At 72.7% G+C, this 24,331-nt stretch carries 25 protein-coding genes and 1 tRNA gene; 14 read left to right on the forward strand and 12 right to left on the reverse strand.

Annotation, left to right across the window (positions count from 1 at the left end):
- Positions 1 to 5: 5 nt before the first annotated feature.
- Together V6U89_RS06915 and V6U89_RS06920 are read right to left on the reverse strand one after the other, a co-directional pair.
- Positions 6 to 428 (reverse strand): preprotein translocase subunit TatB, encoded by a 423-nt coding sequence (locus tag V6U89_RS06915; RefSeq protein ID WP_088964127.1) that lies wholly within the window; start codon positions 426 to 428, stop codon positions 6 to 8.
- Between the two features lie 75 nt (positions 429 to 503).
- Positions 504 to 1,841, reverse strand: a complete 1,338-nt coding sequence (locus V6U89_RS06920) for a S1C family serine protease (RefSeq protein ID WP_334569849.1) — start codon at positions 1,839 to 1,841, stop codon at positions 504 to 506.
- Positions 1,842 to 2,096: 255 nt separating this feature from the next.
- On the opposite strand from V6U89_RS06920, the gene V6U89_RS06925 reads away from it, so the two are divergent.
- The gene (locus V6U89_RS06925; protein ID WP_172894507.1) at positions 2,097 to 2,705 is read left to right on the forward strand and encodes an O-methyltransferase; all 609 of its coding nucleotides are present in this window, start codon (positions 2,097 to 2,099) and stop codon (positions 2,703 to 2,705) included.
- A 55-nt stretch (positions 2,706 to 2,760) separates the two neighbouring features.
- Here the strand turns inward: V6U89_RS06925 and V6U89_RS06930 are convergent, their stop codons facing one another.
- Entirely contained in the window at positions 2,761 to 4,236 is a 1,476-nt protein-coding gene (locus V6U89_RS06930; protein WP_334569795.1) for a leucyl aminopeptidase family protein, read from the reverse strand.
- A 144-nt stretch (positions 4,237 to 4,380) separates the two neighbouring features.
- On the reverse strand, positions 4,381 to 4,548 hold the full coding sequence (locus V6U89_RS06935) for a DUF3117 domain-containing protein (RefSeq protein ID WP_007455245.1): 168 nt from the start codon (positions 4,546 to 4,548) through the stop codon (positions 4,381 to 4,383).
- Between the two features lie 190 nt (positions 4,549 to 4,738).
- Between V6U89_RS06935 and V6U89_RS06940 the strand changes: the two genes are divergently transcribed.
- The gene (locus tag V6U89_RS06940) at positions 4,739 to 5,557 is read left to right on the forward strand and encodes a PaaX family transcriptional regulator (protein ID WP_088964130.1); all 819 of its coding nucleotides are present in this window, start codon (positions 4,739 to 4,741) and stop codon (positions 5,555 to 5,557) included.
- 4 nt (positions 5,558 to 5,561) lie between these two features.
- On the forward strand, positions 5,562 to 6,353 hold the full coding sequence (locus tag V6U89_RS06945; RefSeq protein WP_334569796.1) for an enoyl-CoA hydratase/isomerase family protein: 792 nt from the start codon (positions 5,562 to 5,564) through the stop codon (positions 6,351 to 6,353).
- 49 nt (positions 6,354 to 6,402) lie between these two features.
- On the opposite strand, the gene V6U89_RS06950 is transcribed toward V6U89_RS06945, so the two are convergent.
- Genes V6U89_RS06950 through V6U89_RS06965 form a run of 4 tightly spaced genes read right to left on the reverse strand, consistent with a single transcriptional unit; the run spans position 6,403 to position 8,820 of the window.
- A complete protein-coding gene (locus V6U89_RS06950) occupies positions 6,403 to 6,984 on the reverse strand; it encodes a hypothetical protein (RefSeq protein ID WP_334569797.1) in 582 nt (193 codons plus the stop codon).
- Positions 6,981 to 7,580: a DNA-3-methyladenine glycosylase I gene (locus tag V6U89_RS06955; protein WP_334569798.1), complete on the reverse strand. Its 600-nt coding sequence runs from the start codon at positions 7,578 to 7,580 to the stop codon at positions 6,981 to 6,983. The genes V6U89_RS06950 and V6U89_RS06955 overlap by 4 nt, the downstream gene beginning before the upstream one ends.
- Positions 7,581 to 7,621: 41 nt before the next feature.
- Positions 7,622 to 8,119 (reverse strand): SRPBCC family protein, encoded by a 498-nt coding sequence (locus V6U89_RS06960; RefSeq protein WP_154939880.1) that lies wholly within the window; start codon positions 8,117 to 8,119, stop codon positions 7,622 to 7,624.
- Positions 8,116 to 8,820: a DivIVA domain-containing protein gene (locus tag V6U89_RS06965; RefSeq protein ID WP_334569799.1), complete on the reverse strand. Its 705-nt coding sequence runs from the start codon at positions 8,818 to 8,820 to the stop codon at positions 8,116 to 8,118. The genes V6U89_RS06960 and V6U89_RS06965 overlap by 4 nt, the downstream gene beginning before the upstream one ends.
- A 153-nt stretch (positions 8,821 to 8,973) precedes the next feature.
- Here V6U89_RS06965 and folP point away from each other — a divergent pair, with 153 nt between their 5' ends.
- Positions 8,974 to 9,843, forward strand: coding sequence for a dihydropteroate synthase (gene folP / locus V6U89_RS06970; protein WP_334569800.1), 870 nt, complete (start codon positions 8,974 to 8,976; stop codon positions 9,841 to 9,843).
- Between the two features lie 12 nt (positions 9,844 to 9,855).
- Here folP and ndhC read toward each other — a convergent pair whose 3' ends face one another.
- Positions 9,856 to 10,233 carry an NADH-quinone oxidoreductase subunit A gene (ndhC, locus tag V6U89_RS06975; protein WP_088964137.1) on the reverse strand — a complete coding sequence of 126 codons (378 nt, stop codon included), beginning with the start codon at positions 10,231 to 10,233 and terminating at the stop codon, positions 9,856 to 9,858.
- 146 nt (positions 10,234 to 10,379) lie between these two features.
- Between ndhC and V6U89_RS06980 the strand changes: the two genes are divergently transcribed.
- The 3 genes from V6U89_RS06980 to V6U89_RS06990 all read left to right on the forward strand — a co-directional run bounded on the left by V6U89_RS06980 (position 10,380) and on the right by V6U89_RS06990 (position 14,988).
- Entirely contained in the window at positions 10,380 to 11,822 is a 1,443-nt protein-coding gene (locus tag V6U89_RS06980) for a hypothetical protein (protein ID WP_334569801.1), read from the forward strand.
- A 291-nt stretch (positions 11,823 to 12,113) separates the two neighbouring features.
- Positions 12,114 to 13,961, forward strand: coding sequence for a 2-oxoacid:acceptor oxidoreductase subunit alpha (locus V6U89_RS06985; protein WP_334569802.1), 1,848 nt, complete (start codon positions 12,114 to 12,116; stop codon positions 13,959 to 13,961).
- Positions 13,954 to 14,988 carry a 2-oxoacid:ferredoxin oxidoreductase subunit beta gene (locus V6U89_RS06990; RefSeq protein WP_334569803.1) on the forward strand — a complete coding sequence of 345 codons (1,035 nt, stop codon included), beginning with the start codon at positions 13,954 to 13,956 and terminating at the stop codon, positions 14,986 to 14,988. The genes V6U89_RS06985 and V6U89_RS06990 overlap by 8 nt, the downstream gene beginning before the upstream one ends.
- A 94-nt stretch (positions 14,989 to 15,082) precedes the next feature.
- Here V6U89_RS06990 and V6U89_RS06995 read toward each other — a convergent pair whose 3' ends face one another.
- Positions 15,083 to 16,099, reverse strand: coding sequence for a potassium channel family protein (locus tag V6U89_RS06995; protein WP_334569804.1), 1,017 nt, complete (start codon positions 16,097 to 16,099; stop codon positions 15,083 to 15,085).
- Positions 16,100 to 16,253: 154 nt separating this feature from the next.
- On the opposite strand from V6U89_RS06995, the gene V6U89_RS07000 reads away from it, so the two are divergent.
- Positions 16,254 to 16,841 carry a helix-turn-helix domain-containing protein gene (locus V6U89_RS07000; protein WP_334569806.1) on the forward strand — a complete coding sequence of 196 codons (588 nt, stop codon included), beginning with the start codon at positions 16,254 to 16,256 and terminating at the stop codon, positions 16,839 to 16,841.
- Positions 16,842 to 16,980: 139 nt separating this feature from the next.
- A complete protein-coding gene (locus V6U89_RS07005; RefSeq protein WP_088964893.1) occupies positions 16,981 to 17,577 on the forward strand; it encodes an ATP-dependent Clp protease proteolytic subunit in 597 nt (198 codons plus the stop codon).
- 246 nt (positions 17,578 to 17,823) lie between these two features.
- On the opposite strand, the gene V6U89_RS07010 is transcribed toward V6U89_RS07005, so the two are convergent.
- Positions 17,824 to 19,605, reverse strand: a complete 1,782-nt coding sequence (locus V6U89_RS07010) for an adenylyl cyclase (RefSeq protein WP_334569809.1) — start codon at positions 19,603 to 19,605, stop codon at positions 17,824 to 17,826.
- Between the two features lie 178 nt (positions 19,606 to 19,783).
- On the opposite strand from V6U89_RS07010, the gene V6U89_RS07015 reads away from it, so the two are divergent.
- The 4 genes from V6U89_RS07015 to V6U89_RS07030 all read left to right on the forward strand — a co-directional run bounded on the left by V6U89_RS07015 (position 19,784) and on the right by V6U89_RS07030 (position 22,484).
- Entirely contained in the window at positions 19,784 to 20,104 is a 321-nt protein-coding gene (locus tag V6U89_RS07015) for an ArsR/SmtB family transcription factor (protein ID WP_334569810.1), read from the forward strand.
- Complete coding sequence (locus V6U89_RS07020) at positions 20,101 to 20,574, forward strand: SRPBCC family protein (RefSeq protein WP_334569811.1); 474 nt, start codon at positions 20,101 to 20,103, stop codon at positions 20,572 to 20,574. The genes V6U89_RS07015 and V6U89_RS07020 overlap by 4 nt, the downstream gene beginning before the upstream one ends.
- A 150-nt stretch (positions 20,575 to 20,724) precedes the next feature.
- The gene (locus tag V6U89_RS07025; RefSeq protein WP_334569812.1) at positions 20,725 to 21,321 is read left to right on the forward strand and encodes a hypothetical protein; all 597 of its coding nucleotides are present in this window, start codon (positions 20,725 to 20,727) and stop codon (positions 21,319 to 21,321) included.
- Positions 21,322 to 21,461: 140 nt separating this feature from the next.
- Positions 21,462 to 22,484 (forward strand): S66 peptidase family protein, encoded by a 1,023-nt coding sequence (locus V6U89_RS07030; RefSeq protein ID WP_334569813.1) that lies wholly within the window; start codon positions 21,462 to 21,464, stop codon positions 22,482 to 22,484.
- 146 nt (positions 22,485 to 22,630) lie between these two features.
- Here the strand turns inward: V6U89_RS07030 and V6U89_RS07035 are convergent.
- Positions 22,631 to 22,706 (reverse strand) — tRNA-Arg (locus V6U89_RS07035).
- Between the two features lie 415 nt (positions 22,707 to 23,121).
- On the opposite strand from V6U89_RS07035, the gene V6U89_RS07040 reads away from it, so the two are divergent.
- Positions 23,122 to 24,291, forward strand: coding sequence for a hypothetical protein (locus tag V6U89_RS07040; protein ID WP_334569814.1), 1,170 nt, complete (start codon positions 23,122 to 23,124; stop codon positions 24,289 to 24,291).
- Positions 24,292 to 24,331 lie beyond the last annotated feature (40 nt).

The following is a 24,331-nucleotide window of genomic DNA, read 5'->3' on the forward strand; positions in this document are numbered from 1 at the left end:
GTGGGTCAGGTGGCGTCGTCGTAGCTGGGGCGGGGGGCCGGGGCGGGCGCGCCGCCGGTGGCGGTGGCCTTGCGGCCGCCCCTGCCGCGCGGGTCGGCGGCGTCGGCGACGTCCTTGAGCTCGTTGTGCACGCCGGTCACGTCCGCCCGCAGGTTGTCGTAGACGCCCTGCAACGGCTTCCGGATCGCCTGCTCGTCCTCTTCGCTGAGCAGGTGCTTGCGGATGAACGCCTTGGGGTGCAGGTCCTCCAGCTGGATGTCGGTGCCCAGCTCGCGGCTCAGGTCACCGGTCGCGTTGCGGGCCATGCCGCGCAGGTTGCGGACCATCCGCAGGCCGTCGTTGATGACGTTCGGCAGCCGGTCACCGAAGATCAGCAGCGCCAGGAGCAGCAGCGCACCGATCTCCCACCAGTTCAGGTTGTCGAGCACTGCTGGGGCCTCCTCGTCGGCGTCAAGGCAAGACTACGCACGTCGGGTGCCCGGCCGGGAGGGGGTGACCGGTCCTCACTTGGCGTCTGCGGCGAGCGTCACCGAGGTGTTCTGCCGGGACGATCCCCGCCGGTACTCCACCGTCACCACCGATCCCGGCGCGAACTTGCGTACCAGCGCGATCAGGTCGGTCGGCTCGGTCATCGGGCGGCCGTTCAGCTTGAGGATCACGTCCCCGGCCTTCAGCCCGGCGCCGGCCGCCGGCCCGGACGGCTCCACCGCCGCCAGCCGTACGCCGGCGCCGCCGGTGATCGTGCCGGCGCCGCCCACCTGCGCGCCGATCACCGTACGGCGGGCCTTGCCGGTGCCGATGATGTCCTGCGTGATCCGCTTGGCCTGGTTGATCGGGATGGCGAAGGCGAGGCCGATGTTGCCCGCCTCCTGCCCCTCGGCGACCAGTGACTTGATCGTGGAGTTGACCCCGATCACCCGGCCGGCGGAGTCGACCAGCGGGCCGCCGGAGTTGCCGTGGTTGACCGCCGCGTCGGTCTGGATCGCCGCGTAGTAGCGGACCGGGCCACCGGGATCCCCGGCCTGCATGGTGCGGTCCAGGGCGCTGACGATGCCCGCGGTGACGGTGTTGGCCAGCGAGAGCGGCGAGCCGATGGCGAGCACCGGGTCGCCGACCGCCAGCGCGTCGGAGTCGCCGAACTCCACCGGGCGCAGCCCGCTGCGGCTGACCTTGATCACCGCGATGTCCGACTCCGGGTCCTGGCCGACAACCGTGGCCGGCGCGGTGCTGCCGTCGTTGAACACCACCGAGGCCCGGCCGGTGGCGCCGGAGACCACGTGGTCGTTGGTGATCACGTGCCCGTCGGCGCTGACGATGAAGCCCGAACCCTCGCTCACCCCGCCCAGGCTGGACACCCGGACGGTCACCACGCTGGGCAGGACCTTCTCGGCGACCCCGGCCAGCGACTCGGGGCGACGCTGGGCCAGGCCCGGCGCCTCGGCCGGCCGGGCGCCGAGCGCCACCCCGCCCCCGGCCCCGCCGCGGACCGCGAAGGCGTACCCGAGGGCGCCGCCGAGGGACCCGGCGAGCAGCGCGGTGATCAGCGGGACGAGCAGCAGCTGGCGCAGCTTCGGCCGGCCCGGGGCGTCCGGGTCGCTGACCGGTTCCGGCGCGGCCCCGGCGTCGGGGGCGCCCGGGATGACCACGGCGGCCGGCGCGTACGGGTCCCGCCACGGGTCGGCCAACGCGTCGGACCACCAGGGCGATGTCGTCCCGCCCGGGGCGCCGTGCGGCGCCGTAGGCGGCCCCACCGGCGTCGCCCCGGCCGGCGGTCCCGCCGGTGCCGGAGTCCCGCCGGGCTGGCGCCAGTCCCAGCCGTCGGTCACGTCGGTGCCTCCCAGTCCGTCCCCCGACCCCCCGTGCCGCGTGGTGCGGCGGCCGTCGCGAAACGAGGGATACCGCTTCCAGGATTGCACGGATGAGCCGGATGGCATCAGCTCTTGCCGGGCGTGATCGTCGACGGCGGACGGCGCGGCTGCGCGCCGGAAGGCTCGCCTCTAGGCTCATACCGCCAACCCGCCCCCCGCACCACTCCCGCCGCCCGGAGGTGTCCCATCGCCACGGTCGCCAATTCCGGCACTCCGACGGCGCAGGCGCTGCAGTTCGCCGAGTCGTACGTCGGCGAGGACCTCGTGCTGCGGACCGCCCGCAGCCTCGCCCGGGAGGTGGGCCTCGACGCGGTGACGCCCGGGGCCGGGGCGGCGCTGCGCCTGCTCGCCGCCGCCGGCAACGCCCGGGCGGTGGTGGAGATCGGCACCGGCACCGGGGTCAGCGGCGTCTGGCTGCTGCGCGGGATGCGGGCCGACGGGGTGCTCACCACCATCGACCTGGAGGTCGAGCACCAGCGGATCGCCCGGCGCATCTTCGTCGAGGCCGGCTTCCCGTCGGGGCGTACCCGGATCATCACCGGCCGGGCGCTGGACGTGCTGCCCCGGCTCGCGGACGGCGCGTACGACCTGGTCTTCGTCGACGCCGAGGCGACCGGTTTCGCCGCGTACGTCGACGCCGCGCTGCGGCTGCTGCGACCCGGCGGGGTGCTGGCCCTCAACGGCACCCTGGCCGGCGGGCGGATCGGCGACCCGGCCGCGCGGGACGCCGAGACGGTGACCGTCCGCGAGACGATCAAGGCGCTCCGGGAGTCCGAGCACTGGATCCCGGCGCTGCTGCCGGTGGGGCACGGCCTGCTCGCCGCCGTGAAGTGCTGACCCGCCGCCGACGGCCCGGCCCGGCGTCCGCCGCGCGCCGGCCGGGACCGCCGGCTCAGTCCAGCGTCGCCAGCCAGCGCAGCAGTCCGCGTACGCCCCAACCGGTCGCGCCCCGGGTCAGTTCGGCGTCGTCGCCGTCGGCCCAGGACGGCGCGGACATGTCGATGTGCAGCCACCGGTCGCGCAGGTCGCCGGTGAACTCGCGCAGGTAGAGCGCGGCGGTCACCGAGCCGGCGCCGACGGCGGGCGAGCTGTGCAGGTCCGCCAGGTCACTGCCGAGGTGCTCGACGTAGTCGGCGGCCAGCGGCATCCGCCAGGCGGCCTCGCCGGCGGCGTCGACGGCGGCCAGCAGGTCGGCGGCGAGCTGGTCGTTCTCGCTGTAGAGGGCGCCGGTGCGCTTGCCGAGCGCGACCGCGTTGGCGCCGGTCAGGGTGGCCAGGTCGATCAGCAGGTCCGGCTGGAGCTCCCGGACCGCGTACGCCAGCGCGTCGGCGAGGACCAGCCGGCCCTCGGCGTCGGAGTTGGTGGTCTCGCTGGTCAGGCCGCCGTAGTGGCGGACGATGTCGCCGGGGCGGAACGCCGACCCGCTGACCATGTTCTCCGCCAGCGGGGCGAGCGTGGTGATCCGCACCGGCAGCCGCAGCGCGGCCGCGCCCAGCGTCGCCGCGACCACCGCGGCCGCGCCGGCCATGTCCTTGCGCATCAGCTTCATCGCCGGCACCGGCTTGATCGAGATGCCGCCGGTGTCGAAGGTGATGCCCTTGCCGACCAGCACCACGTGGGTGCGGGCGTCGGCGGGCCGCCAGTCCAGCTCCACCAGGCGGGGGGTGCTGGCCGAGCCGCCGCCGACGGCGAGGATGCCGCCGAAGCCCTCGGCGGCCAGCTCCTCGGGCCCGCGTACCCGCAGGTGCAGGTCGGGCTCGTCGGCCGCGGCGGCCTCGACCTGCGCGACGAACCACTGCGGGTTCTTCACCGAGGACGGGGTGTTGGTGAGGTCCCGGGCGAGCCGGGTCATCCGGGCGGTGGTCTCGGCCACCTCGACCGCGTCGCGGTACGCGTCCGGGTCGTCGACCAGCAGGTCCACCCCGGTCAGGGCGGGCGACTCACCGGCCTCGGTCATCCGGAACCGGTAGGAGGCGAGCAGCAGCCCCTCGACGAGGGCGCGGACGGCCTCCGCGCCGGTGCCGGTCGGCACCGAAAACGTGATGTGCGTCTCATCCTTGCCGGCGCGGGTCAACGCCGCCCCGGCGGCCCGCCAGGCCCGGTCGGCGCCGTCGCCGATGCCGAGCAGCAGCAGCCGGGCCGGAGTACGGGCCGGGCGCAGGTGCGCGTACGTCTCACCGGCCCGGCCGGTCAGCCGGGTGGCCGGCAGCAGGGCGGTCGCCTCCGCCAGCACCTCGTCGGGCAGGGCCGGCCCGGTCGGGGCCAGCGTCGCCGGGGTGTCGCCCCCGTCGGTGTCGGCCCCGGCGCGGACGGGCAGGACGAGGGTGTCGAGCCGGTCCGGACCGGCTGACAGACGGATGGCGAGCACGCTGGACCGTACCTCCGGGAAAGGATCGTGGTGCGGGGCCTGGCCACCCGCGTACACAGGTGAAGACCCTGAGCCACCGGCCGTGGCCGGTGGCTCAGGGATACGACGAACCGCCCGCGCGTCGCCGCGCGGCCTGTCGGTCGATCAGCCGGCGGCCGCCTTGAGGGCGTCACCGAGTGCATTGGCCTCGTCGGGAGTCATCTCGACGACGAGCCGGCCACCGCCCTCCAGCGGGACCCGCATGACGATGCCCCGGCCCTCCTTGGTGACTTCCAGCGGACCGTCGCCCGTCCGCGGCTTCATCGCCGCCATGTTGTCTCCCCTCAGACCTGTATCAGGGTCGGTGGGTTGCCCCACAGCCACTTCGTCACGACCACCCGCAACGTACGCGGAGGTGTCGACCAACGATTTTCCCTGATGAACACCGCCGGACCCAAACCGGAGCAGCATTGATGTAACAGCATCTAGCTTATCTTGAGAAGGCCTGTCACAATGTGCGGTCATGCAGGCACGGTCGGCACTCTTCGACCTGTACGGCGACTACCTCCGACCGAGGGGTGGCCGTGCACCGGTCGCCGCCCTGGTGAAGCTGCTGGCGCCGCTCGGGATCGCTCCTCCGGCCGTGCGCACCGCGGTCTCCCGGATGGTCCGCCAGGGCTGGTTGGACCCGCTCCGGCTGGCCACCGGGCCGGGATATTCGATCACACCGAAGGCCGCCCGGCGACTCGACGAGGCGGGCGCCCGGATCTACCGCACCGGCCGGGTCACCTGGGACGGCCGGTTCGACCTCCTGGTGCTCCAGACCCCGACCGCCCGGCGGGACCGGCAGCGCCTCGCCGCCAACCTGGCCTTCCTGGGCTACGGCACCCTCGACGAGCACACCTGGGTGGCCACCCGGGCGAGCGAGGACGTGGACCTGCTCCTGGAGGAGGCGGGCGTGCGTTACGAGCGGTTCACCGCCGCGCACGCCGCCGGCACGCCGGGCGCGATGGGGGTGGTCCGCCGGGCCTGGGACCTCACCGAGATCGGCCACGCGTACGAGCGGTTCGTCGCCGAGCAGCGTCCGCTGCTGTCCGGGGTGACCGTGCGCAGCGGCGACGAGGAGGCGTACGCGGCCCGGTTCCGGCTGGTGCACGCGTGGCGTACCTTCCTGTTCCGGGACCCGCAGCTGCCCCCGGCGCTGCTCCCGGAGCGCTGGCCCGGCACCGCCGCGGCCAGCTTCTTCGACCGGCACGCGGCCCGGCTGCGGCCGGCCGCCGACCGGTACGTCGAGCACTGCCTCGACGCCAGCAACCGCATCGCCCGACAGAAGGGTCGTTAGAAACGTGACCGAGCCGCTGCTCGTCGACCGCACCGACGCCGTGGTCACCCTGACGCTGAACCGCCCCACGGCGATGAACTCGCTCGACGTGGCGCTCAAGGAGGCGCTCCGGGACACCCTGGCCGAACTGGAGGCCGACCGTTCCTGCCGGGCCGTGGTGCTGGCCGGCGCGGGCGGGCAGTTCAGCGCCGGCCAGGACCTGCGCGAGCACGTGCAGACCCTCCAGTCGACCACCACGAACCCGCTGGACACCGTGCGGGCGCACTACAACCCGATCGCCGCCCGGCTGGCCAGCCTGCCCAAGCCGGTGGTGGCCGCGGTGCGCGGGATGGCGGCCGGGGCGGGCGCCTCGCTGGCGTTCCTCGCCGACTTCCGGGTCGGCGGCCCGAAAACGAAGTTCCTGATGGCGTTCGCCGGGGTGGGGCTGGCCGCCGACACCGGGGCCTCCTGGACGCTGCCCCGGCTGGTCGGCCACGCCAAGGCCGTCGAACTGCTGATGCTCGCCGAGCCGGTCGGCGCCGAGGAGGCCTGCCGGCTGGGCCTGCTGAACAAGCTGGTCGAGGACGACGAGCAGGTGCTGCCGACCGCGCAGGAGCTGGCCGCCCGGCTCGCCGCCGGCCCGACCGTCGCGTACGCGGCGATCAAGCGCCAGCTCTCCATCGCCGACGCGGGCACCCTCGCCGACGCCCTCGCCGCCGAGGCGCAGGCCCAGGCGATCTGCGGCGCCACCGCCGACCACAAGGCCGCCACGATGGCGTTCGTGGCGAAGCGCAAGCCGGTCTTCGAGGGCCACTGACGGTGCGGCCGCCGGCCCGGGCCGCCGGGCCGGGCCGGCGCTCACCGGGTCAGTCGTCCTCCTCCGGGTCCTGGTTCGCCTCGGCGCCCAGCACGAACGCCTGCATGGCCAGCTCGTCGCCGGACGGGGAGACGAACGCGGGCAGCTCGGCCGGGCCCAGCTCCTGCACGTACGACCAGAAGAGCCGGACCGCCTCGGCCCGGGAGTCCGCCTCGATCGGGAGGTCCAGGCTGACCAGCCAGGTGCGGCGCAGCGGCGGCGGGCCGAGCCGGTCGGCCAGCTTGCGGTAGATCCCGGCGTCCAGCGGGGTGACCGGCCCGGCGACCGGCACCTGGTCGGCCGGGGCCGGCTCGTCGAAGGCCCGCCGGGTGTACGTCACCACCAGCGAGTCCGCGCCCGCGCGGGCCACCCGACCCAGGGCCACCAGCCGGGGCGGCTCCGGCACCAGCACCGCCACCGGGTCACCGGGGCGCGGCCGGGACTCCCCGATCGGGGCGGGCAGCTCCAGGGTGTCGTGGTGGACGAGGCGTTCGGCGTCGTACCGGCCGGCCGGCAGGAGCACCGCCCAGGCGCCCTCAGCCGGCCCGTCGACGTCGGTCGTCCCGCTGGCGCGGTGGTCGGTCGCGGTCATGCCCCCATCTCATCACGGGCCGCCTGGGCGGCGGCCACGTGGCAGCCGGCCAGGTGATCGTCGACCATGCCGGTGGCCTGCATCAGCGCGTACGCGGTGGTGGGGCCGACGAAGCGGAAGCCGCTCTTCTTGAGGGCCTTGGCCATCGCGGTGGACTCCGGCGTCAGGGCGGGCACCGAGGCGAACGACTCCGGCCGGGCGGCCCGGGGCGGCGGCGCGTACGACCAGAGCAGCGCGGAGAGCCCGTCGGGCAGCTCCAGCGCGGCCCGCGCGTTCGCGATGGCCGCCTCGATCTTGGCGCGGTTGCGGACGATCCCCGCGTCGGCGAGCAGCCGGGCCACGTCAGCCTCGCGGTAACCGGCGACCCGCTCGATCCGGAACTCGTCGAAGGCCAGCCGGAACGCCGGTCGCTTGCGCAGGATGGTCAGCCAGGACAGGCCGGACTGGAACGCCTCCAGTGTCAGCCGCTCGTAGAGCGCGTCGTCGCCGCGCAGCGGCCGACCCCACTCGGTGTCGTGGTAGACGGCGTAGTCCGGGGTGCTCGACCCCCAGGCGCAGCGGGTCAGGCCGTCGGGGCCGGTCACCAGGTCAGTCACGGCGTACACGGTAGGCCAGGGCCCCGACAGGCCCGGCTGGGTCAGGGCAGCCGGCCCTGCTCGACCAGCCGCGCGAAGCGCTTCAGCGCCAGGGTCAGGCTCGCCTTGGAACCCGGCCAGAGCAGCGGCCACGCCACCCGGCCGGCCGGCCCGCCGGGCAGGTGGAACCACTCGTGCCAGACCACCTGGGTGCGGTCCCGGGCCAGCGGGGTGCAGCGCAGCACGCCGGGACCGCGGAGCAGCTTGCCGCAGTGCACGACGCCGACCTCGTACGGTGCGTCGACCCGGACCACCCGCATCTCGTCGCGCAGCACCGCCGGCCCGAGCGCGGTGACCGCCTCGACCAGGGTGCCCTCCCCGCCGTCGCCCTCGACGACGCGGACCCTGGTGAACGGGATCCACTCGGACTGCCGCTCCCAGTCGGTGAGCGCGGCGAAGACCCGGGGGGCGGGGGCGTCCACGATCACCGTGGCGGTGAACTCGCCGGCCCCGGGCTGGGCGGCCTCGCGCAGGCCGTCCACGCCCTCCGGGCCGGTCACAGCGACTCCGAGCGGACCCTGTCGCCGGGCCGCCCGCCGGCCGGGTCGGCAGCGGAGTCGGTGCCGTCGGAGCGGGGGTCGGTGTCCACGGCCGCGGTGCGCAGGGCCGGTGCGGCGTCGGCGGACGCCTCGGCCGGGGAGTCGGCGGCGGCGGTGCGCAGGGCCGGCGCGTCGAGCGGCTGGTCGGCGTCGTCGGCCGCCGGCCGGTCGGCGTCGAGCGGCCGGAGGGCGTCCGGGGCCGCCGCGCCCGGCTCGACGTCACGCGGCGCGTCGGTCGACCCGTGCGCCGGGGGCGCGGGGGCGCCCGCGTACCCGGGGGTGGGTTCGGTGGCCGAGGGTTCGCCGGCCGCCTCCTCGCGGGCCCGGCGCAGCGCGTCGGCGTCGGCCAGCCGGCCCTCGCGCAGCGCCGCGACCTCGGCCTCCAGCACGCCGATCAGCTCGGCCTTGTAGCCGATGTCGTAGGCGGCCCGGCGCATCGCCTGGTCGACCTGGGCCATCCGGTAGCCGCGCAGCGCGGTGTCGAAGCGGACCTCGCCGACGTCCGCCTCGCGCAGCGGGCGGCTGCCCGGCAGCGGCACGGCCCGGCCGTCCGGCTCGGCCGGCGCCAGGCCGGCGTCCCGGCCGGAGACCAGCACCGTCACGCCGAACACCACCGCCGCCACGGTCAACGCGATGACCAGTACGAGCAGAACCTGACCCATGGACAGATCGTGGCACGGCGACCGCCCCCCGAGCGACCCCAACCACCGCAGCGCCCCGGATCCCCTGGTGGCGTCCCGGCCCGGCGGCGCACCGGCCGACCGGATAGCGTCGTCAGCGGCCGGGGGACCCGGCCGGCGACGGCGGGAGGCGGGATGGCCGGGGCGCTGCGGCTCGGTGGGCGGACGTTCGCACCGGGCGAGCTGGTGGTGATGGCGATCGTCAACCGCACGCCGGACTCGTTCTTCGACCGGGGCGCGACCTTCGCTCAGGACAGCGCGCTGCGCGCGGTGGAGGCCGCGGTGACCGAGGGCGCGGAGATCATCGACATCGGCGGGGTGAAGGCCGGGCCGGGCGACGAGGTCGACGTCGCCGAGGAGATCCGGCGGACGGTGGACACCATCGCCGCCGTCCGGGCCGCCTTCCCCGAGGTGGTGATCTCGATCGACACCTGGCGGGCCGAGGTCGCGGTGGAGGCGGTGGCGGCCGGCGCCGACCTGCTCAACGACACCTGGTCCGGCGCCGACCCGGCACTGGCCCGGGTCGCCGCGCAGACCGGGGCCGGGCTGGTCTGCTCGCACGCCGGCGGGCTCGCCCCGCGTACCCGGCCGCACCGGGCCGCCTTCGAGGACGTGGTCTCCGACGTGGTCAGCACGGTGACCGGGCTCGCCGAGCGCGCGGTGGCCCTGGGGGTACGCCCCGACGGCATCCTGATCGACCCGGCGCACGACTTCGGCAAGAACACCCGGCACTCGCTGGAGATCACCCGCCGGCTCGACGAGCTGACCGGGACCGGCTGGCCACTGCTGGTGGCCCTGTCGAACAAGGACTTCATCGGCGAGACGCTGGACCTGCCGGTGCCGGAACGCCTGGAGGGCACCCTCGCCGCGACCGCCGTCTCGGCCTGGCTCGGCGCCCGGGTCTTCCGCGCCCACCAGGTGCGCCCCACCCGCCGGGTGCTGGACATGGTCGCCTCGATCCGCGGCGACCGACCCCCGACGCTCACCCGCCGCGGCCTGGCCTGACCGGCGCGGGCGTCAGGTCCAGCGGAGGATGTTCTTGCGCCAGGCGTAGAGGATGCCGAGCGCCACCACGGCCACGAAGATGCCCATCTCGGCGACGGTGACCAGGCCGAAGCCGGGGCGGTCGAAGACCAGCGCCCAGGGGAAGAGGAAGACCGCCTCGACCGCGAACAGGACGTAGAGGTACGCGTAGACGTAGTAGCGGATCTGCATCTGCGCCCAGTCGCCGCCGACCGGGTCGAGACCGCACTCGTAGCTGGTCCGCTTGCCCCAGGGATCGGCCGGACGGCCAGGACGTAACACCCGATTGGCCGAGAACGCCGTAACGAAGAAGAGAGCGCTGGCGAGCAGGAGGAGCCCGAGCGTCGCGTACGAGCCCAGGTAACCGGTCACGGTGGATCAGCCTACCGGCCACCGGTCCCGCCCGACCGGCCCGGGAGGCGTACCGAACACGTTACGAATTTGTTTCCCGGTGGGACTAGTGCCCCCCGGCAACTGTTACCGAATAATGAAGGCGCACCCAGTGTCACGGAGGACAGATGGCCCGCGTGGACGTACGCCCCGGTCGGCGGGCGCTCGCCTGGCGTACCTCCTCGCTGGTAGCGGCCTCGCTGGCCACCGGGCTGGCGGTCGCGCTCGCGACCGCGCCGGGCCTGGCCACCGCCTCCCCGACGGTGCTGCGGGTGGTCACCGCCGCGACCGACGCGACGACGCCGGGTGGCGAGCCGACGGACGAGACCACTCCGCCGGTCGAGCCGACCGCCACCGAGCCGCTGCCGACCACCGCGCCGCCGACGCTGCCTCCCGACCCGGAGCCGACCACCCCGGCACCCGAGCCGACCACGGCCACCCCGACGACGACCGCCCCCGGCAACCCCGCCCCGACCACCACCGCGCCGACCACCACCGCGCCCGCCCCGCCGCCGCCCCCGCAGGGTGGCGGCGGCCGGCCGGTGCCGCCGGGCGACCCCGCGCCGAGCCAGCAGGACACTGGCGGCCTCGGGGTACGGGTCACCACCCGCGACATCGTGCTCGGCCCCGGCTACTGGAACGCCCGGAGCACCACCACCACGCTGCGGGTGACCATCGCCAACACCGGGACGCTGCCCGGGCGGGTCCACCTCGCCTACACCCTGCCCGCCGGGCTGACCGACGCGGGCACCCCGGGCTGCGCCGCGGTGGGCGGCGGCAACTGGCGGTGCGGCGAGTGGGCCGCCGCCCCGGGCGCGAAGTTCACCAGCCTGATCCGGGTCCGGGTCGACGGCCGGGCGTGGCGGAGGATGCCCCTCAGCGGCTCGGTCCGGGCCACCGCGTCCGGCGCGGGGACGGCCACGGCCGCGGACAACGAGGGCTTCGCGGTCCTCTTCCCGCCCGGCCCGCCGGTGTCCGGGATGAGCCTCGGCGCCGACGAGGTGGCCTTCGACATCAGCGGCGGCCCGGCCGAACTGGGCGTCCGGCTGGGCAACACCGGCCGGGTGGACGCCGCGGGACGGGTCGAGGTGGTGCTGCCCGACGGGGTCAGCGTGCTCGCCACGCCCGGTTGCGAGGTGGTCTCACCGACGCGTACCCGGTGCGACGCCGGGACCGTGGCGGCGGGCCGTACCGCCACCCTGCGCCTACCGGTCGCCGCCACCCCGCAGGCCCAGCGCGAGGCGCCGCTGGCCGGAGCGGTGATCGCCCAGCTCGACCCGCGCTCCGGGCGGACCCGGCAGATGCAGATGAGCTTCCGGATCACCGCGGCGGTGGCGCTGGCCACCCCACCGGCGGCCACCCCGGTCCCCACCGGCTCGCAGGGCGTGATCGCCGCGGCCGGCCAGACCTCCGACGGGGGCGCGATGACCTCGGCGCAGCGGATCGCGGTCACCCTGATCGTGGTCTCCGGGCTGCTGGTGGTGCTGGCGCTCGCGCTGGCCACCACCTCGTTGCGGCGGCGGCTGAGCGGGCCGGTGCCGGACCCGTCGGCGAATCCGGCATCCGACTGAACCGGCCGACCCGGTAAGGGTCGGCGGCCGTGATCTCGATTACGGCGGTCACCCCGAAACGGACCACAACCGGACGAACAACCTTCGGATTCGTTCCCACTCGTCGGACCTCCACCAAGGATGCCCTAACGGCTCGACGTAGGCTCTGGGGTGAGAATCGACAGCGGGCCGGACCTGCCACGGGCGGATCGGCGCAGCGGCGCGTCAAGGAGGTCACGTGGCGGGGCAAGGCCGGGTCACCATCAGGTTCAGCCGCCCGCGCGACGGGGCTGAGCGAAGCGAGGTGCAGGCGTGACCAAGCAGATCCGTCAACTGGACCGGGTGGTCATCCGGTTCGCCGGTGACTCCGGCGACGGCATGCAGTTGACCGGCGACCGGTTCACCTCGGAGACGGCGCAGCTGGGCAACGACATCTCCACGTTGCCCAACTTCCCGGCCGAGATCCGGGCGCCCGCCGGCACGCTGCCCGGCGTGTCCAGCTTCCAGGTGCACTTCGCCGACTACGACATCCTCACCCCGGGCGACGCGCCGAACGTGCTGGTGGCGATGAACCCGGCGGCGCTCAAGGCCAACCTGGCCGACCTGCCCCGCGGCGCGGACATCATCGTCAACACCGACGAGTTCACCCGGCGCAACCTGGCCAAGGTGGGCTACGAGTCCAGCCCGCTGGACGACGACTCGCTCGCCGGCTACGTGGTGCACCCGGTGGCGCTGACCTCGATGACGGTCGGCGCCCTCGCCGACCAGGCGGTGTCCAAGAAGGACGCCGAGCGGGCCAAGAACATGTTCGCGCTGGGCCTGCTCTCCTGGATGTACTCCCGGCCGTACGAGTCGACGCTGCGCTTCCTGGAGCGCAAGTTCGCCGCCCGTCCGGAGCTGGTCGCCGCGAACGTGGCCGCCTTCCGGGCCGGCTGGAACTTCGGCGAGACCACCGACTCGTTCTCCGTCCGGTACGAGGTGAAGCCGGCCAAGATGCTGCCGGGCACCTACCGGAACATCACCGGCAACGCGGCGCTCTCGCTCGGCCTGGTGGCCGCCGGCGTCCGCTCCGGGCTGCCGGTGTTCCTCGGGGCGTACCCGATCACCCCGGCGTCGGACATCCTGCACGAGCTGAGCAAGCACAAGCGGTTCGGCGTCGTCACCATGCAGGCCGAGGACGAGATCGCCGCGGTCGGCGCCGCGCTGGGCGCCTCGTACGGCGGTGCGCTCGGCGTCACCACCACCAGCGGCCCGGGCGTGGCGCTCAAGAGCGAGACGATCTCCCTCGCGGTGGCGCTGGAGCTGCCGCTGGTCATCGTCGACGTGCAGCGGGCCGGGCCGTCGACGGGCATGCCCACCAAGACCGAGCAGGCCGACCTGAACATGGCGCTGCACGGCCGGCACGGTGAGGCCCCGGTCGCCGTGATCGCGCCGAAGTCGCCCTCCGACTGCTTCCACGCGGCGCTGGAGGCGGCCCGGATCGCGCTGACCTACCGCACCCCGGTGATCCTGCTCTCCGACAACTACGTCGCCAACGGCTCCGAGCCGTGGCTGCTGCCCGACGTGGAGTCCCTGCCCGACCTGCGGGTCGAGTTCGCCACCGAGCCCAACGGCGAGGACGGCACCACCTTCCTGCCCTACCTGCGTGACCCAGAGACCCTGGCCCGGCCGTGGGCCATCCCGGGTACGCCGGGGCTGGAGCACCGCATCGGCGGCCTGGAGAAGGCCGACAAGACCGGTGACATCTCGTACGACCCGGCGAACCACGACTTCATGGTGCGGACCCGGGCGGCCCGGATCGAGACGATCCCGGTGCCGGACGTCGAGGTGGAGGACCCGGACGGCGACGCCCGGGTGCTGGTGCTCGGCTGGGGCTCGACGTACGGGCCGATCGGCGCGGCCTGCCGGGGCCTGCGCCAGCGCGGCCTGTCGATCGCGCAGGCGCACCTGCGCCACCTGGCGCCGATGCCCGCCAACCTCGGCGAGGTGCTGCGCTCCTACGACCGGGTGGTCATCCCCGAGATGAACCTGGGCCAGCTCGCCCACGTGATCCGGGCCAAGTACCTGGTCGACGCGATCGGCTACAACCAGGTCCGCGGCCTGCCGTTCACCGCCGCCGAGCTGGAGACGACGCTGGAAGAGGTCCTGAAGAATGTCTGAGCCCGTCGCCCTGAAGCTCACCGCCAAGGACTTCAAGTCCGACCAGGAGGTGCGCTGGTGCCCCGGTTGCGGTGACTACGCGATCCTGGCGGCCATTCAGCAGTTCATGCCGGAGCTGAACATCGCCCGGGAGAACACCGTCTTCGTCTCCGGGATCGGCTGCTCGTCGCGCTTCCCGTACTACATGAACACCTACGGGATGCACTCGATCCACGGCCGCGCCCCGGCGATCGCCACCGGCCTGTCGGTGTCGCGGCCGGACCTGTCGGTCTGGGTGGTCACCGGCGACGGCGACGCGCTGTCGATCGGCGGCAACCACCTGATCCACGCGCTGCGCCGCAACGTCAACCTCAAGATCCTGCTGTTCAACAACCGGATCTACGGCCTGACCAAGGGGCAGTACTCGCCGACCTCCGAGGTCGGCAAGGTCACCAAGTCGACCCCGGTCGGCTCGGCGGACGCCCCGTTCAACCCGCTGTCGCTGGCGCTGGGCGCGGAGGCCACCTTCGTCGGCCGCACCATCGACTCGGACCGCAAGCACCTGCAGTCGGTGCTGCGGGCCGCCGCCCAGCACCAGGGCTCCGCGTTCGTGGAGATCTACCAGAACTGCAACATCTTCAACGACGGCGCGTTCGACCAGCTCAAGGAGCCGGCCACCCGGGACGACTACCTGATCCGGCTGGAGCACGGGCAGCCGATCACGTTCGGCAAGGACGGGCAGTTCTGCGTCGTCCACCCGCCGGGCGGGTTCGGGCTGGAGGTCCGGGAGACCGCGGCCACCGCGGCCGAGGAGATCGTGGTGCACGACGCCGGAGTCAACGACCCCGCGTACGCCTTCGCGCTGTCCCGGCTGCCCGGTCTCGACCTGCGCAACACCCCGATCGGCGTGTTCCGCTCGGTCGACCGCCCGTCCTACGACAGCGTGGTGCAGGAGCAGGTGGCCGCCGCCAAGGGGAAGGTCACCGAGACCCCCGAGCAGCAGCTCGCCGGTCTCCTCGCCACCGGCGACACCTGGACCATCCTCTGACCCCAGCCCCACCCGCTTACCGAGAAAGAGTGGCTGTTCCCGACGGAACAGCCACTCTTTCTCGGTAATTGCGTCCGGGGGCGGGCCCGGGGGGTCAGGGGTGGGTGGCGGTGGCTTGGGGGCGGTCGTCGCGGACGTGGACGAGCATGTCGCCGGTTTCGATGACCGCGCCGGCCCGGTCCGCGAGGGTGACCACCTTGCCGCGGCGGACCAGGGCGATGACCAGGGACTCCAGTTCGCGGGGTGACTTGCCGACCTCGTGCCGCTCGGCGGAGCGCATCGCCAGCGCCATGCCCTGGCCGGGGGTGAGCAGGTCCTCCACCACGTCGATCAGCGGCGGCGCCGAGGTGGAGAGCCCCAGCAGCCGGCCGGCGGTGGCCGAGGAGACGATCACGTGGTGCGCACCGCTCTGCCGCAGCAGCGGGGCGTTCTCCGCCTCGCGGACCGCCGCGATGATCCGGACCTGGCCCGCGGTGAGCTGCCGCGCGGTGAGCGCCACCAGCACCGAGGCGTCGTCGCTGTCGGTCGCGATGATCACCGCCTTGGCGTTGCGGACGTGCGCCTCCTCCAGCACCGACGAGCGGGTGGCGGAGCCCTCGATGGCGACCAGGCCGGCGGAGGTCGCCTGCCGCAGCGCGGTGCCGCTGCGCTCCACCACCACGATCCGGGACTTGTCCAGGCCGTTCTCCAGCAGGGCGGAGACCGCGCTGCGGCCCTTGGTGCCGTAGCCGCAGATGATGACGTGGTCCTTCACGGTTCTCCTCCACCGCCCCAGCCGACGGCCGGTCCGGTACTGCTCGGTCAGGACTTCCAGGGTGGTGCCGACCAGGATGATCAGGAAGAGCACCCGGGCGGGGGTGATGAACAGGACGTTGACCAGCCGGGCCGACTGCGAGAACGGGGTGATGTCGCCGTACCCGGTCGTGGAGAGGGTGACCACCGCGTAGTAGGCGCAGTCGAGCAGGGTCAGCCCGTTCTCGTCGACGTCGCGGTAGCCGTCCCGGTCGAGGAAGACCACCGCGACGGTCAGCAGCACCAGGCCCACGGCGGCGGCCAGCCGGAGGCTCAACGCGCTCAGCGGACCGCGCCGCTGCGCCGGGAAATGGATCACCGTCGGTCCTGCTTCCCCCGGATCGCCTGCACGCCCACAACATAGCGGTTGAGCCGGCATCCGCACGCCGGGGTGGCCGACCGGGCGGGTGGGCGGGCACGACGACGGGCATGATGGGGGAAGTTCCGCCGACGCCGACCGCGAGGAGGCCCGCATGTCGTTGCTGCGCCGGGTGATCGGTGGGGTGCTGCGCCGGCTACGGTTGCGCCAGGGTCGGACGCTGCGCGAGGTCGCCGAGGCGGCCGGGGTGTCGCTGCCCTATCTCTCCGAGGTGGAGCGGGGGCGCAAGGAAGCTTCCTCCGAGGTGCTCGCCGCGATCTGCCGCGCCCTCGGCATCAACCTCTCCGACCTGCTCGAAGAGGCCCGCGACGACCTGCGCCGGGTCGAACGGCGGATCCCGGCCGCGCCCCGGGCCGCCCTGTCCCGGCTGGACCGGGTGCCGGCGGCCCGCGGCGAGACCGGTCCGACGGTCCGGATCGGCTTCCAGCCCGCCGGGGCGACGCCGCCGGTGTCGGCCGCCCCGACCTCCTTCCGGCACCCGGCCGGGCCGGTGCTGCGGCTGGGCGGGCCGATCCTGCACGTTGGCGGTCCGGCGTCGCCCGTCGGGTCGACCGTCGGCGGGGCGGGGCTGCGGGTCCGGTTGATCGCCTCCGCGCCGGCCGGGCGCCCCGGCCCGCGTACCTCCAGGATGCTGGCCCGCCGCCGGGCCCGACCGGGCCGGCGCCGGCTGACCGCGGTGTAGGCCCGCCGCGGTTCTGCCGTCGGCGGATCTGCCGCCGGCAGAAATCCTGGGGCCGCGACCGGTGCCGGGCGCAGGCTGGAGACGCCGGTTCCCGGGCGGTGCTCCTCGCCCGCCGGCGCCAGTCGGGAGGGCGGTCGCGATGATCGGGTACGACGTGCGCATGCTGGACGGCGGTCAGCCGACCTTCGGGGATCACGTGTTCGAGCGGCTGCTGCGGGAGCGGATCGTCTTCCTCGGCACCGAGGTCACCGACGACACCGCGAACCAGATCTGCGCGCAGATCCTGCTGCTCGCCGCCGAGGACAGCGAGCGGGACATCTTCCTCTACATCAACTCGCCGGGCGGCTCGGTGAGCGCGGGGATGGCCGTCTACGACACCATGCGCTACGTCCAGAACGACGTGGCCACGCTGGCGCTCGGCTTCGCCGGGTCGATGGGGCAGTTCCTGCTCTGCGCCGGCGCGGCGGGCAAGCGCTTCGCGCTCCCGCACTCGCGGATCATGATGCACCAGCCCTCCGGCGGGATGGGTGGCACCGCCGCCGACATCACCATCCAGGCGGAGAACATGCTGCACGTGAAGCGGACCATGCAGGAGCTGATCGCCCAGCACAGTGGTCGGACCCTGGAGGAGATCCAGCGCGACTGGGACCGGGACCGCTGGTTCACCGCCGAGCAGGCCCGCGACTACGGGCTGATCGACCAGGTGATCGCCCGGGTGGACCAGCTCGCCGGCTGACCGGCGGGCTGCCCTCCATGTCGACTGCACGGTGGACAGCCACGGTCCCGGCCCGGAGCGGACTCGCCCCCTCGATCGCGTCCGCCCGGCCGTGACCTGCGACCTCACTACAGATCGAGCCTATGCCGGGCGTCCGCGGCGCCGCTCAACAAGACGGCGCAGCGCTTTTGGAGCCAATCCTGTTACATGGCCGCCCGCCCCCCGGGTGGGGACGGGCGGCCATCGCCGCGGTCTCCCGCGCCGCGCTCACGGGTAACTGATCACCGGGCTGGTGCCGTAGCTGCCGACGACCGGGGTACCGACCTCGTTGACGGTCTTCTCGATGCCGCCGCTGCCGTCGAGGAAGACGGTCACCATGTCGTGGAAGCGGACCCCGGGCCGGTGCGGCGCCTCGATCGCCCGGTCGCAGCGGATGTCCACGCCCTGGTTGAAGTAGGAGTAGACGCCCAGCCCCCAGGCCTCGTGCTCGCGTACCCGGTCGCCGACCTTGTAGGACGCCCAGCCCCGGCCCGTGGGGCTGGTCCAGGCGGCCTGGCTCGGCGGGTCGTAGGGCAGCTCGCTCTGATAGAAGATCGTCCGGCCGCGCTCGCCGTTCCAGATGGTCTGGTAGCGCTGGTAGTGCTCCACGAAGAGCCCGTACGCCGTCACGTCGTCGCCGTTGACGATCACGCCGGTGCCGGCGGTGTTGGCCGTCCAGCCGATGCCGTTGCCGTGGTCGCCGCGCCAGGCCCAGACGTTGTCGATCAACGTGTGGTCGCTCTCCACCACCAGGCTGGTCCGCGCGCGGCCGACCCAGGGCCCGCCGATGCGGAAGAAGACGTCCTGCACCGAGATCGGATCGTCGGCGTGGTCGCGGCGGGAGTGCCGGTGGCCGATCTGGACCAGCACGTCCGACTCCGCCTCGCCGGCGTCGACCAGGATGCCGGCGATTCGGACCCCGTCGACGTCGGCGACCCGCAGCGCGGCGTCGCCGCCGGTCGGGGCGAGGCTCGGCATGCCGAGGCCGAGCACCACGGTGCCCGGGTGAATGACCCGCAGCGCGCGGTCCAGGCGGTAGACGCCCGGGGTGAGCAGCAGGTGCCGGCCGCGCGCCAGCTCCCGGTTGATCCGCTGCGCGTCGTGGCTCGGACGGGCGATGAAGAAGTCCCGCAGCGGCAGCGAGCGGGGCGTCCCACCGCCGGCCGCCCAACTGGTGCCGGCGGTGTCGTGGCGCAGCCCCGGCACGGCGACCCGCCAGCGGCCGGCGGCGTCCACGAACAGGTACGGCTTCTCCCGGGTCACCGGGCTGGTCGGCAACGTGGTGTACGGCGGGTTCGGGAAACCCTGGGCGGGCGCGCCGAGCACGCCGGAGAAGACCTGGTTCCAGACGCCGTTGGTCCAGTCGCCGCCCAGCTCGCTGTCGCGGGTCAGCCACTGCTGCTGGGAGCCGTTGATGGTGATGCCGTCCACCTTGGAGTCGGCGATGAAGCCGCCGCTGGAGTAGCCGCCGTTGCCCGGCTCCAGCCAGAGGATGCCCTTGACGTGCACCCGGCGCATCGGTGACGCCTGGGAGACGGCCCACTGGTTCGACCAGTCGGTGGGGGTGATGGCGAGGTTCTCCGCCGAGCGCCAGAAGTTGGTCAGCGCGGAGATGCCGGCCGGCGAGTTCGGGTCGGGCTGGCCGACGACGCGTACCGCGCCGTGGATCTCCACGTCGTCCGGATGCTCGCCGAGGCCGGCCACGGTCGTGTAGTAGCCCAGCCGGGCGTTCACCTCGTAGCGACCGGGCTTGAAGAGCACCGCGTACCGGTCGGCGCCCATCTCGTTGTGCTCCTGGCGGGCGAAGAGCCGGTCCACGGTGGACTGGATCTCGGCGGCCGGGGTGCTCGGGTCGTGGACGAAGACGTTCGGGCCGAAGTCGGGCTCGTCCTCGTGCTGGCGTGGAGGCGCGGCGGAGGCGGCGGTGGCGGGGGCGAGTCCCGCCGCGGCGGCGGTCGCGGCAGCGAGGGTGAAAAGCTGACGACGGGACGGGTGGAGGTGGGCTGTCATCGACCTACCTGTCGGTGTGGGGCTGCGGACCGGAGTCGTGAGAGCGCTCTCTCGGCGACACGTCGGGCAGCCGGGCTGACGTGGGTGGGGAATGAACTTGTTTCTACCCCGCCGTGCCGGATCGCGCCAGAGGGGACAGTCCTTGACAGGGGTATCGGAAAGCCTAGACTTACCGTTCGTGGCCACTTACCAAGGGCGGATGTTGGACGCCCTGGGCGACGCGACCCGGCGGTCCGTCTTCGAACTGCTCGCCGCCGGTCCCCGTTCCGTCGCCGAGCTCGCGGCCGAGCTGCCGGTCAGCCGTCCCGCGGTCTCGCAACACCTCAAGGTCCTCAAGGAAGCCCGACTCGTCTCGTCCACCGCTGTGGGCACCCGCCGCGTCTACGCGCTCGACCCACAGGGTCTGGCCGCCGTACGCGGCTACTTCGACCAGTTCTGGAACCACGCCCTGGCCGCGTTCGCGCACGCCGTGGAGCAACCGCCCGAGGAGACACCGTGACAACCGAAACCACCGGAGGGACCGTCGTACGCACCAGCGTCGAGGTCGCCGCCCCGCCCGAGCACGCCTTCACCGTCTTCACCGCCGGCATGGACCGCTGGTGGGAACGCTCGCACCACCTGCTGTCCGGCGAACTCAAGCAGGTCGGCGTCGACCCGCACGTCGGCGGACGACTCTGGGAGGAGAACGACGCCGGCGAGGTCTGCGTCTGGGGCACGGTCCTCGCCTGGGATCCGCCACGCACCTTCGCCTTCGCCTGGCTGATCGGCCCCGACTGGAAGGTCCCGCCACCGGACGCGACCGGCAGCCGGGTCACCGTCACCTTCACCCCCACCGAGACCGGCACCCGGGTCGACCTGGTCCACGACCGGCTCGACGCGCACGGGTCCGGCTGGGAGGGCGTCCGGGACGCGGTGGCCGGTGAGGGCGGTTGGCCGGCCGGGCTGCGGCTGTACGCGGCGACCGTCTGACCGGCGCGCTGCCGGGGGCCGGTCGGGCCGGTCCGGCCGACCCCCGCTGCCGCCGGATGCCCGCCCTCATCCATCTCTGTCGATGAGAGGATGCCGGCCAGTATGATCAACTGGTTGGACACCGCGTTGCTCGGCTGGAGGTGATTCGACTTGGGCACCGACATCGCCGGCTGCGTGGAGATCCGGCCACATGGCCCGGACACACCGTGGATCCTCGCCAGGATCGATCTGGACAGGCTTCCCCGCCACTACGACGCGTTCGGACTTCTCTTCGGGATCCGCAACTACGCGGGCTTCGAACCGGTCGCGGCCGCCCGAGGAATCCCCGAGGATGCCAGCGAAGCTGCCCGCGCCCTCCCTTGTCTGGATACCGGACACGGCCACACCTGGGTCACCTGGGCGGAGTTGGCGCGGATCGACTGGGAACGGCCGGCATCGAAGACGGACGACCGCCTACACGAGTACCGCATCACCAGCCAGGGCCTGGTCAAGCTCGGCAAGGCCAACGTGGGCACCGGCCTCGCCTGGCGGGCAGTCGCCGGCGAGCATGCCGATCCCCGGGGCAGCAGCCACCCGGAGGGCACCGAATGGCGCCGCGGCGATCGTCTCTGGCGGGTCGAGCGGCTCGTACAGGGCGACGTGCTGCGCACTGATCCGGAACTGCGGGCCGTCCTCGATGCCATGCATGAACTCGCTGAACAGCACGGTGACGACAATGTCCGGCTGGTGGTCTGGTTCGACAGCTGACATGTCCCTCGCCGCGTCGCCGGTACGACCTCGGCGACAGTTCAGGATGTCGGCAGTCGGCGGCTGCGCGGGCTAGGCCTGCTGGGCGGTCGATCGGTAACTGCGTAGCGTGCCGTTGCGCGTGTTGGGACACTGCGCCGGTGACCGGTGCTGCGCTGCCTCAACCGCTTCGACCTCGTGCCCTGCGGCCCGGGGACCTCGTCGTTGTCGCATCGCTGTCCGGGCCGCTCCATGCCGCTTACGAGCCCGACCTCGAGCAGGCGGTAATCGTGCTCGAGCGGATGGGATTCCGCGTGCATCGGGCACCGCTACTCGAAGCAGGGCGGCACCATTGGTGGAGCGCGGCTACGCCGGCGGAGATCGCCAGCGAATTCAATGCTCTTCTGCGTGATCCTGAGGTGCGCGCCATCATCGCGCATGACGGCGGCCAGACGGCGCTCGGCTACCTCGACCTGATCGACGTCGCGGCGATCGCTGCCGACCCCAAGCCGATCCTCGGCTACAGCGACATCTCGCTGCTGCATCTGGTGCTCTATGCACGCACGGGCCTGGTCGGCTTCCATGCCGACCTGGCCACGCCTGGACTCGGCGGGGCGTGGCAGGTTGCGCCCGCAGCGCGCCGAGCGGAACTTGAACAGCTCTACTCGGCGTTGCTGACCGGTACGGAGGCGATCGGTGCGCTGCCTGCCACCCCGTCGTGGGAGTGCTGGCGTGCCGGTCGTGCCGAAGGCCGGCTGATCGGCGGGGTGCTCAATCGCATCATGCGGGCGCAGGCGACGCGTTACGCGCTGCCGCTCGAATGGTTCGACGGCGCGGTGCTGTTCTGGGAGGAGATGGGCGGCCAGGCGTCGTGGGTGTGGAGCGATCTGCAGGTGCTGCGGCACGGCGGCATCCTCGATCGGATCTCCGGCATGGTCGTGGGCGTCCCGTACGCGATCGACGGGCTCGGGGCACCCGACGCGTCCCCGACCCTGCCCGAGATAGTCCTCGACGTCCTCGGCGACCGTGACATCCCGGTCCTGGGCAACGTCGAGTTCGGACACGCCGGCCCGAATCTGCCGATGCCGGTCGGCATCCGCGTCGGCCTCGATGCGCAGCAGCGGACGTTGTCGCTGCTCGAACCGGCGGTCCGGCCGCAAGCGGCAACGGGACCGGTCGGCTGAGCAACGCGGATCAGTGGGCAGACGGTCTCGGCAGCACCAGGGGAACCGCCGGCACCAGCCGGTCCTAGGCGGCACAGCGATCGGGCGCGCAGCGGGCCCGAAAGCCCCGGAAGGCGGAACAGTGATCGCTGATCAAGGGCCTGACGTGGTGCCCCCGGCAGGATTCGAACCTGCGACACACGGTTTAGGAAACCGATGCTCTATCCCCTGAGCTACGAGGGCGCGACGGCATAGCTTACCTGCCAGCGGATACCAGCGAGTACCCAGGAGTACCCTCCGTTGCCCACCGGTGTGGACTGCCGTTGCGCCGACCGGCGGAGCACACATGGAGCATGCGATCGTCGATCGGCTGGGATACGTGCCCGTCGCTGCTCAGCGCTGACCACTGCTGCCCGGCAGTGCCTACGACTCACCGAGCAGGTTTCGAGCAAAGCAACGACGATCAACAGGCCCGAAGGTCCGCCACCAGGGTGCGGTCCGCCAGGCTCCCGATCGGCAGAGTGAACTCCCGCCCTCGTCCACTCGTCGGCCGCCTCGCTGGCAACTGGACCTATCAGCGCCGAGCCCTCTACGGCAGCCTGGACCATCAGATCCGTAGGATTTCGTGGAGTTCCCTACGTCGCGCACGATGGTGGCCATGCATCCCGGACGGACTCCCGAAGCCCCCAGAGGCAAGGAGCTCGAGGACCTTGCCGTCGCTCTCATGTCGATGTCCGGCTACTACCTTTCGCCCCGTTTGGTGCAGCGACCGTATGGCGATGACGAGGTGCTCGAGCTGGATGCTCTCGCGGTCCGATTGACGGGGCGAGACGGGGCCACACACCGAGTGGTTGTCGAGGCCAAGAGTGGTACGAGCTGGGGCTACTCGCAGGTGTTTAAGCTGCTGGGGCAGAAGGTGTACCTGGGAGCCGGGCACGCGTTGTTCATCGTTTCGGGCTGCGAGGCGGACCGTGTCGACCGTGTCGACGATCGGTTTCGGGGCCTTGAGCTGCACGCGGTACACGTGCCTGGGACCGTACGCGGCGCCGCGGCTTGGCCTCTTTGGCTGAAGTTGGCAGATCGCGGGTTGATTCCGTCCGCCTCCCCACCGACTGCTGCAGCCCTCTCCAACGCGATACGTAGTGCGAGTCGGCGGCGGCTTGCCGAAGACACGTTGCGCCGTGCAGTGAGGAATTCAGGTCATTCCGCTGTTCTTGCGAATGCGGCATACCTGATCAAGGCATGCGACGACGTGGGGCTTATGGTGGCTGATCCTGGGGCTCGCCTCCTCGCCCTCTGGGCGATGAGGGACCGCTGGTGGTGGCTTGGTCAGGATGCCGCCGAGGAGGAGGCGCAGGGTATAGGCGGTTCCGCCCGAACACCTGATGGCGACCGCATTGTCGCAGAAGCCGGGAAGTCGATCAAGGCATATCCAATTGTACAGGCCATGCTCTTGGCAGGTCTGCGTGTTCAACTTGACATTCTCCTTGCGCTCACAGAGATAGCTATCGGGTCATCGTCTCGCTATCGACTGCGTGATTTGCCCGTTCGACTCGCACTTGCCGCCCGGGCGGTTCGCCAGTTGCCGGCCCCGGAGGCCGTGCCCTGGCTTACGCAACAAACGGTGTGGCACTGGGGCGGGGTGCTGGACCGACGCGACTTGGCGCAGCTGGCAACGGAGGCCGGCCTCTCTACGGATGCGGTCTTCTCTGTTTTCCCTGTCGTCGGCCGCTTGTTCCGAAATTGGAAGGCTGACATGCCTCCTGAGGAGACGCTGCGCCGCAAAAGCAAACGGAGAGAGCAGGGGGACCGCCCCGGGTTTGGTTGACTCGCGGGGTTGAGTGGTTCAGGCCGCGTGTGCGGGCCTG

Source organism: Micromonospora sp. CPCC 206171 (assembly GCF_036906755.1).
Taxonomy (GTDB): Bacteria; Actinomycetota; Actinomycetes; order Mycobacteriales; family Micromonosporaceae; genus Micromonospora; species Micromonospora purpureochromogenes.

What these genes read in the sequence shown, in the direction of transcription:
- V6U89_RS06935 (WP_007455245.1), bottom strand. Translation starts at nt 4,548, where the DNA reads ATGGCGGCGATGAAGCCGCGGACGGGCGACGGTCCGCTGGAAGTCACC.
- V6U89_RS06940 (WP_088964130.1), top strand. Translation starts at nt 4,739, where the DNA reads ATGCAGGCACGGTCGGCACTCTTCGACCTGTACGGCGACTACCTCCGA.
- V6U89_RS06950 (WP_334569797.1), bottom strand. Translation starts at nt 6,984, where the DNA reads ATGACCGCGACCGACCACCGCGCCAGCGGGACGACCGACGTCGACGGG.
- V6U89_RS06965 (WP_334569799.1), bottom strand. Translation starts at nt 8,820, where the DNA reads ATGGGTCAGGTTCTGCTCGTACTGGTCATCGCGTTGACCGTGGCGGCG.
- folP (WP_334569800.1), top strand. Translation starts at nt 8,974, where the DNA reads ATGGCCGGGGCGCTGCGGCTCGGTGGGCGGACGTTCGCACCGGGCGAG.
- V6U89_RS06980 (WP_334569801.1), top strand. Translation starts at nt 10,380, where the DNA reads ATGGCCCGCGTGGACGTACGCCCCGGTCGGCGGGCGCTCGCCTGGCGT.
- V6U89_RS06990 (WP_334569803.1), top strand. Translation starts at nt 13,954, where the DNA reads ATGTCTGAGCCCGTCGCCCTGAAGCTCACCGCCAAGGACTTCAAGTCC.
- V6U89_RS07000 (WP_334569806.1), top strand. Translation starts at nt 16,254, where the DNA reads ATGTCGTTGCTGCGCCGGGTGATCGGTGGGGTGCTGCGCCGGCTACGG.
- V6U89_RS07005 (WP_088964893.1), top strand. Translation starts at nt 16,981, where the DNA reads ATGATCGGGTACGACGTGCGCATGCTGGACGGCGGTCAGCCGACCTTC.
- V6U89_RS07010 (WP_334569809.1), bottom strand. Translation starts at nt 19,605, where the DNA reads ATGACAGCCCACCTCCACCCGTCCCGTCGTCAGCTTTTCACCCTCGCT.
- V6U89_RS07040 (WP_334569814.1), top strand. Translation starts at nt 23,122, where the DNA reads ATGCATCCCGGACGGACTCCCGAAGCCCCCAGAGGCAAGGAGCTCGAG.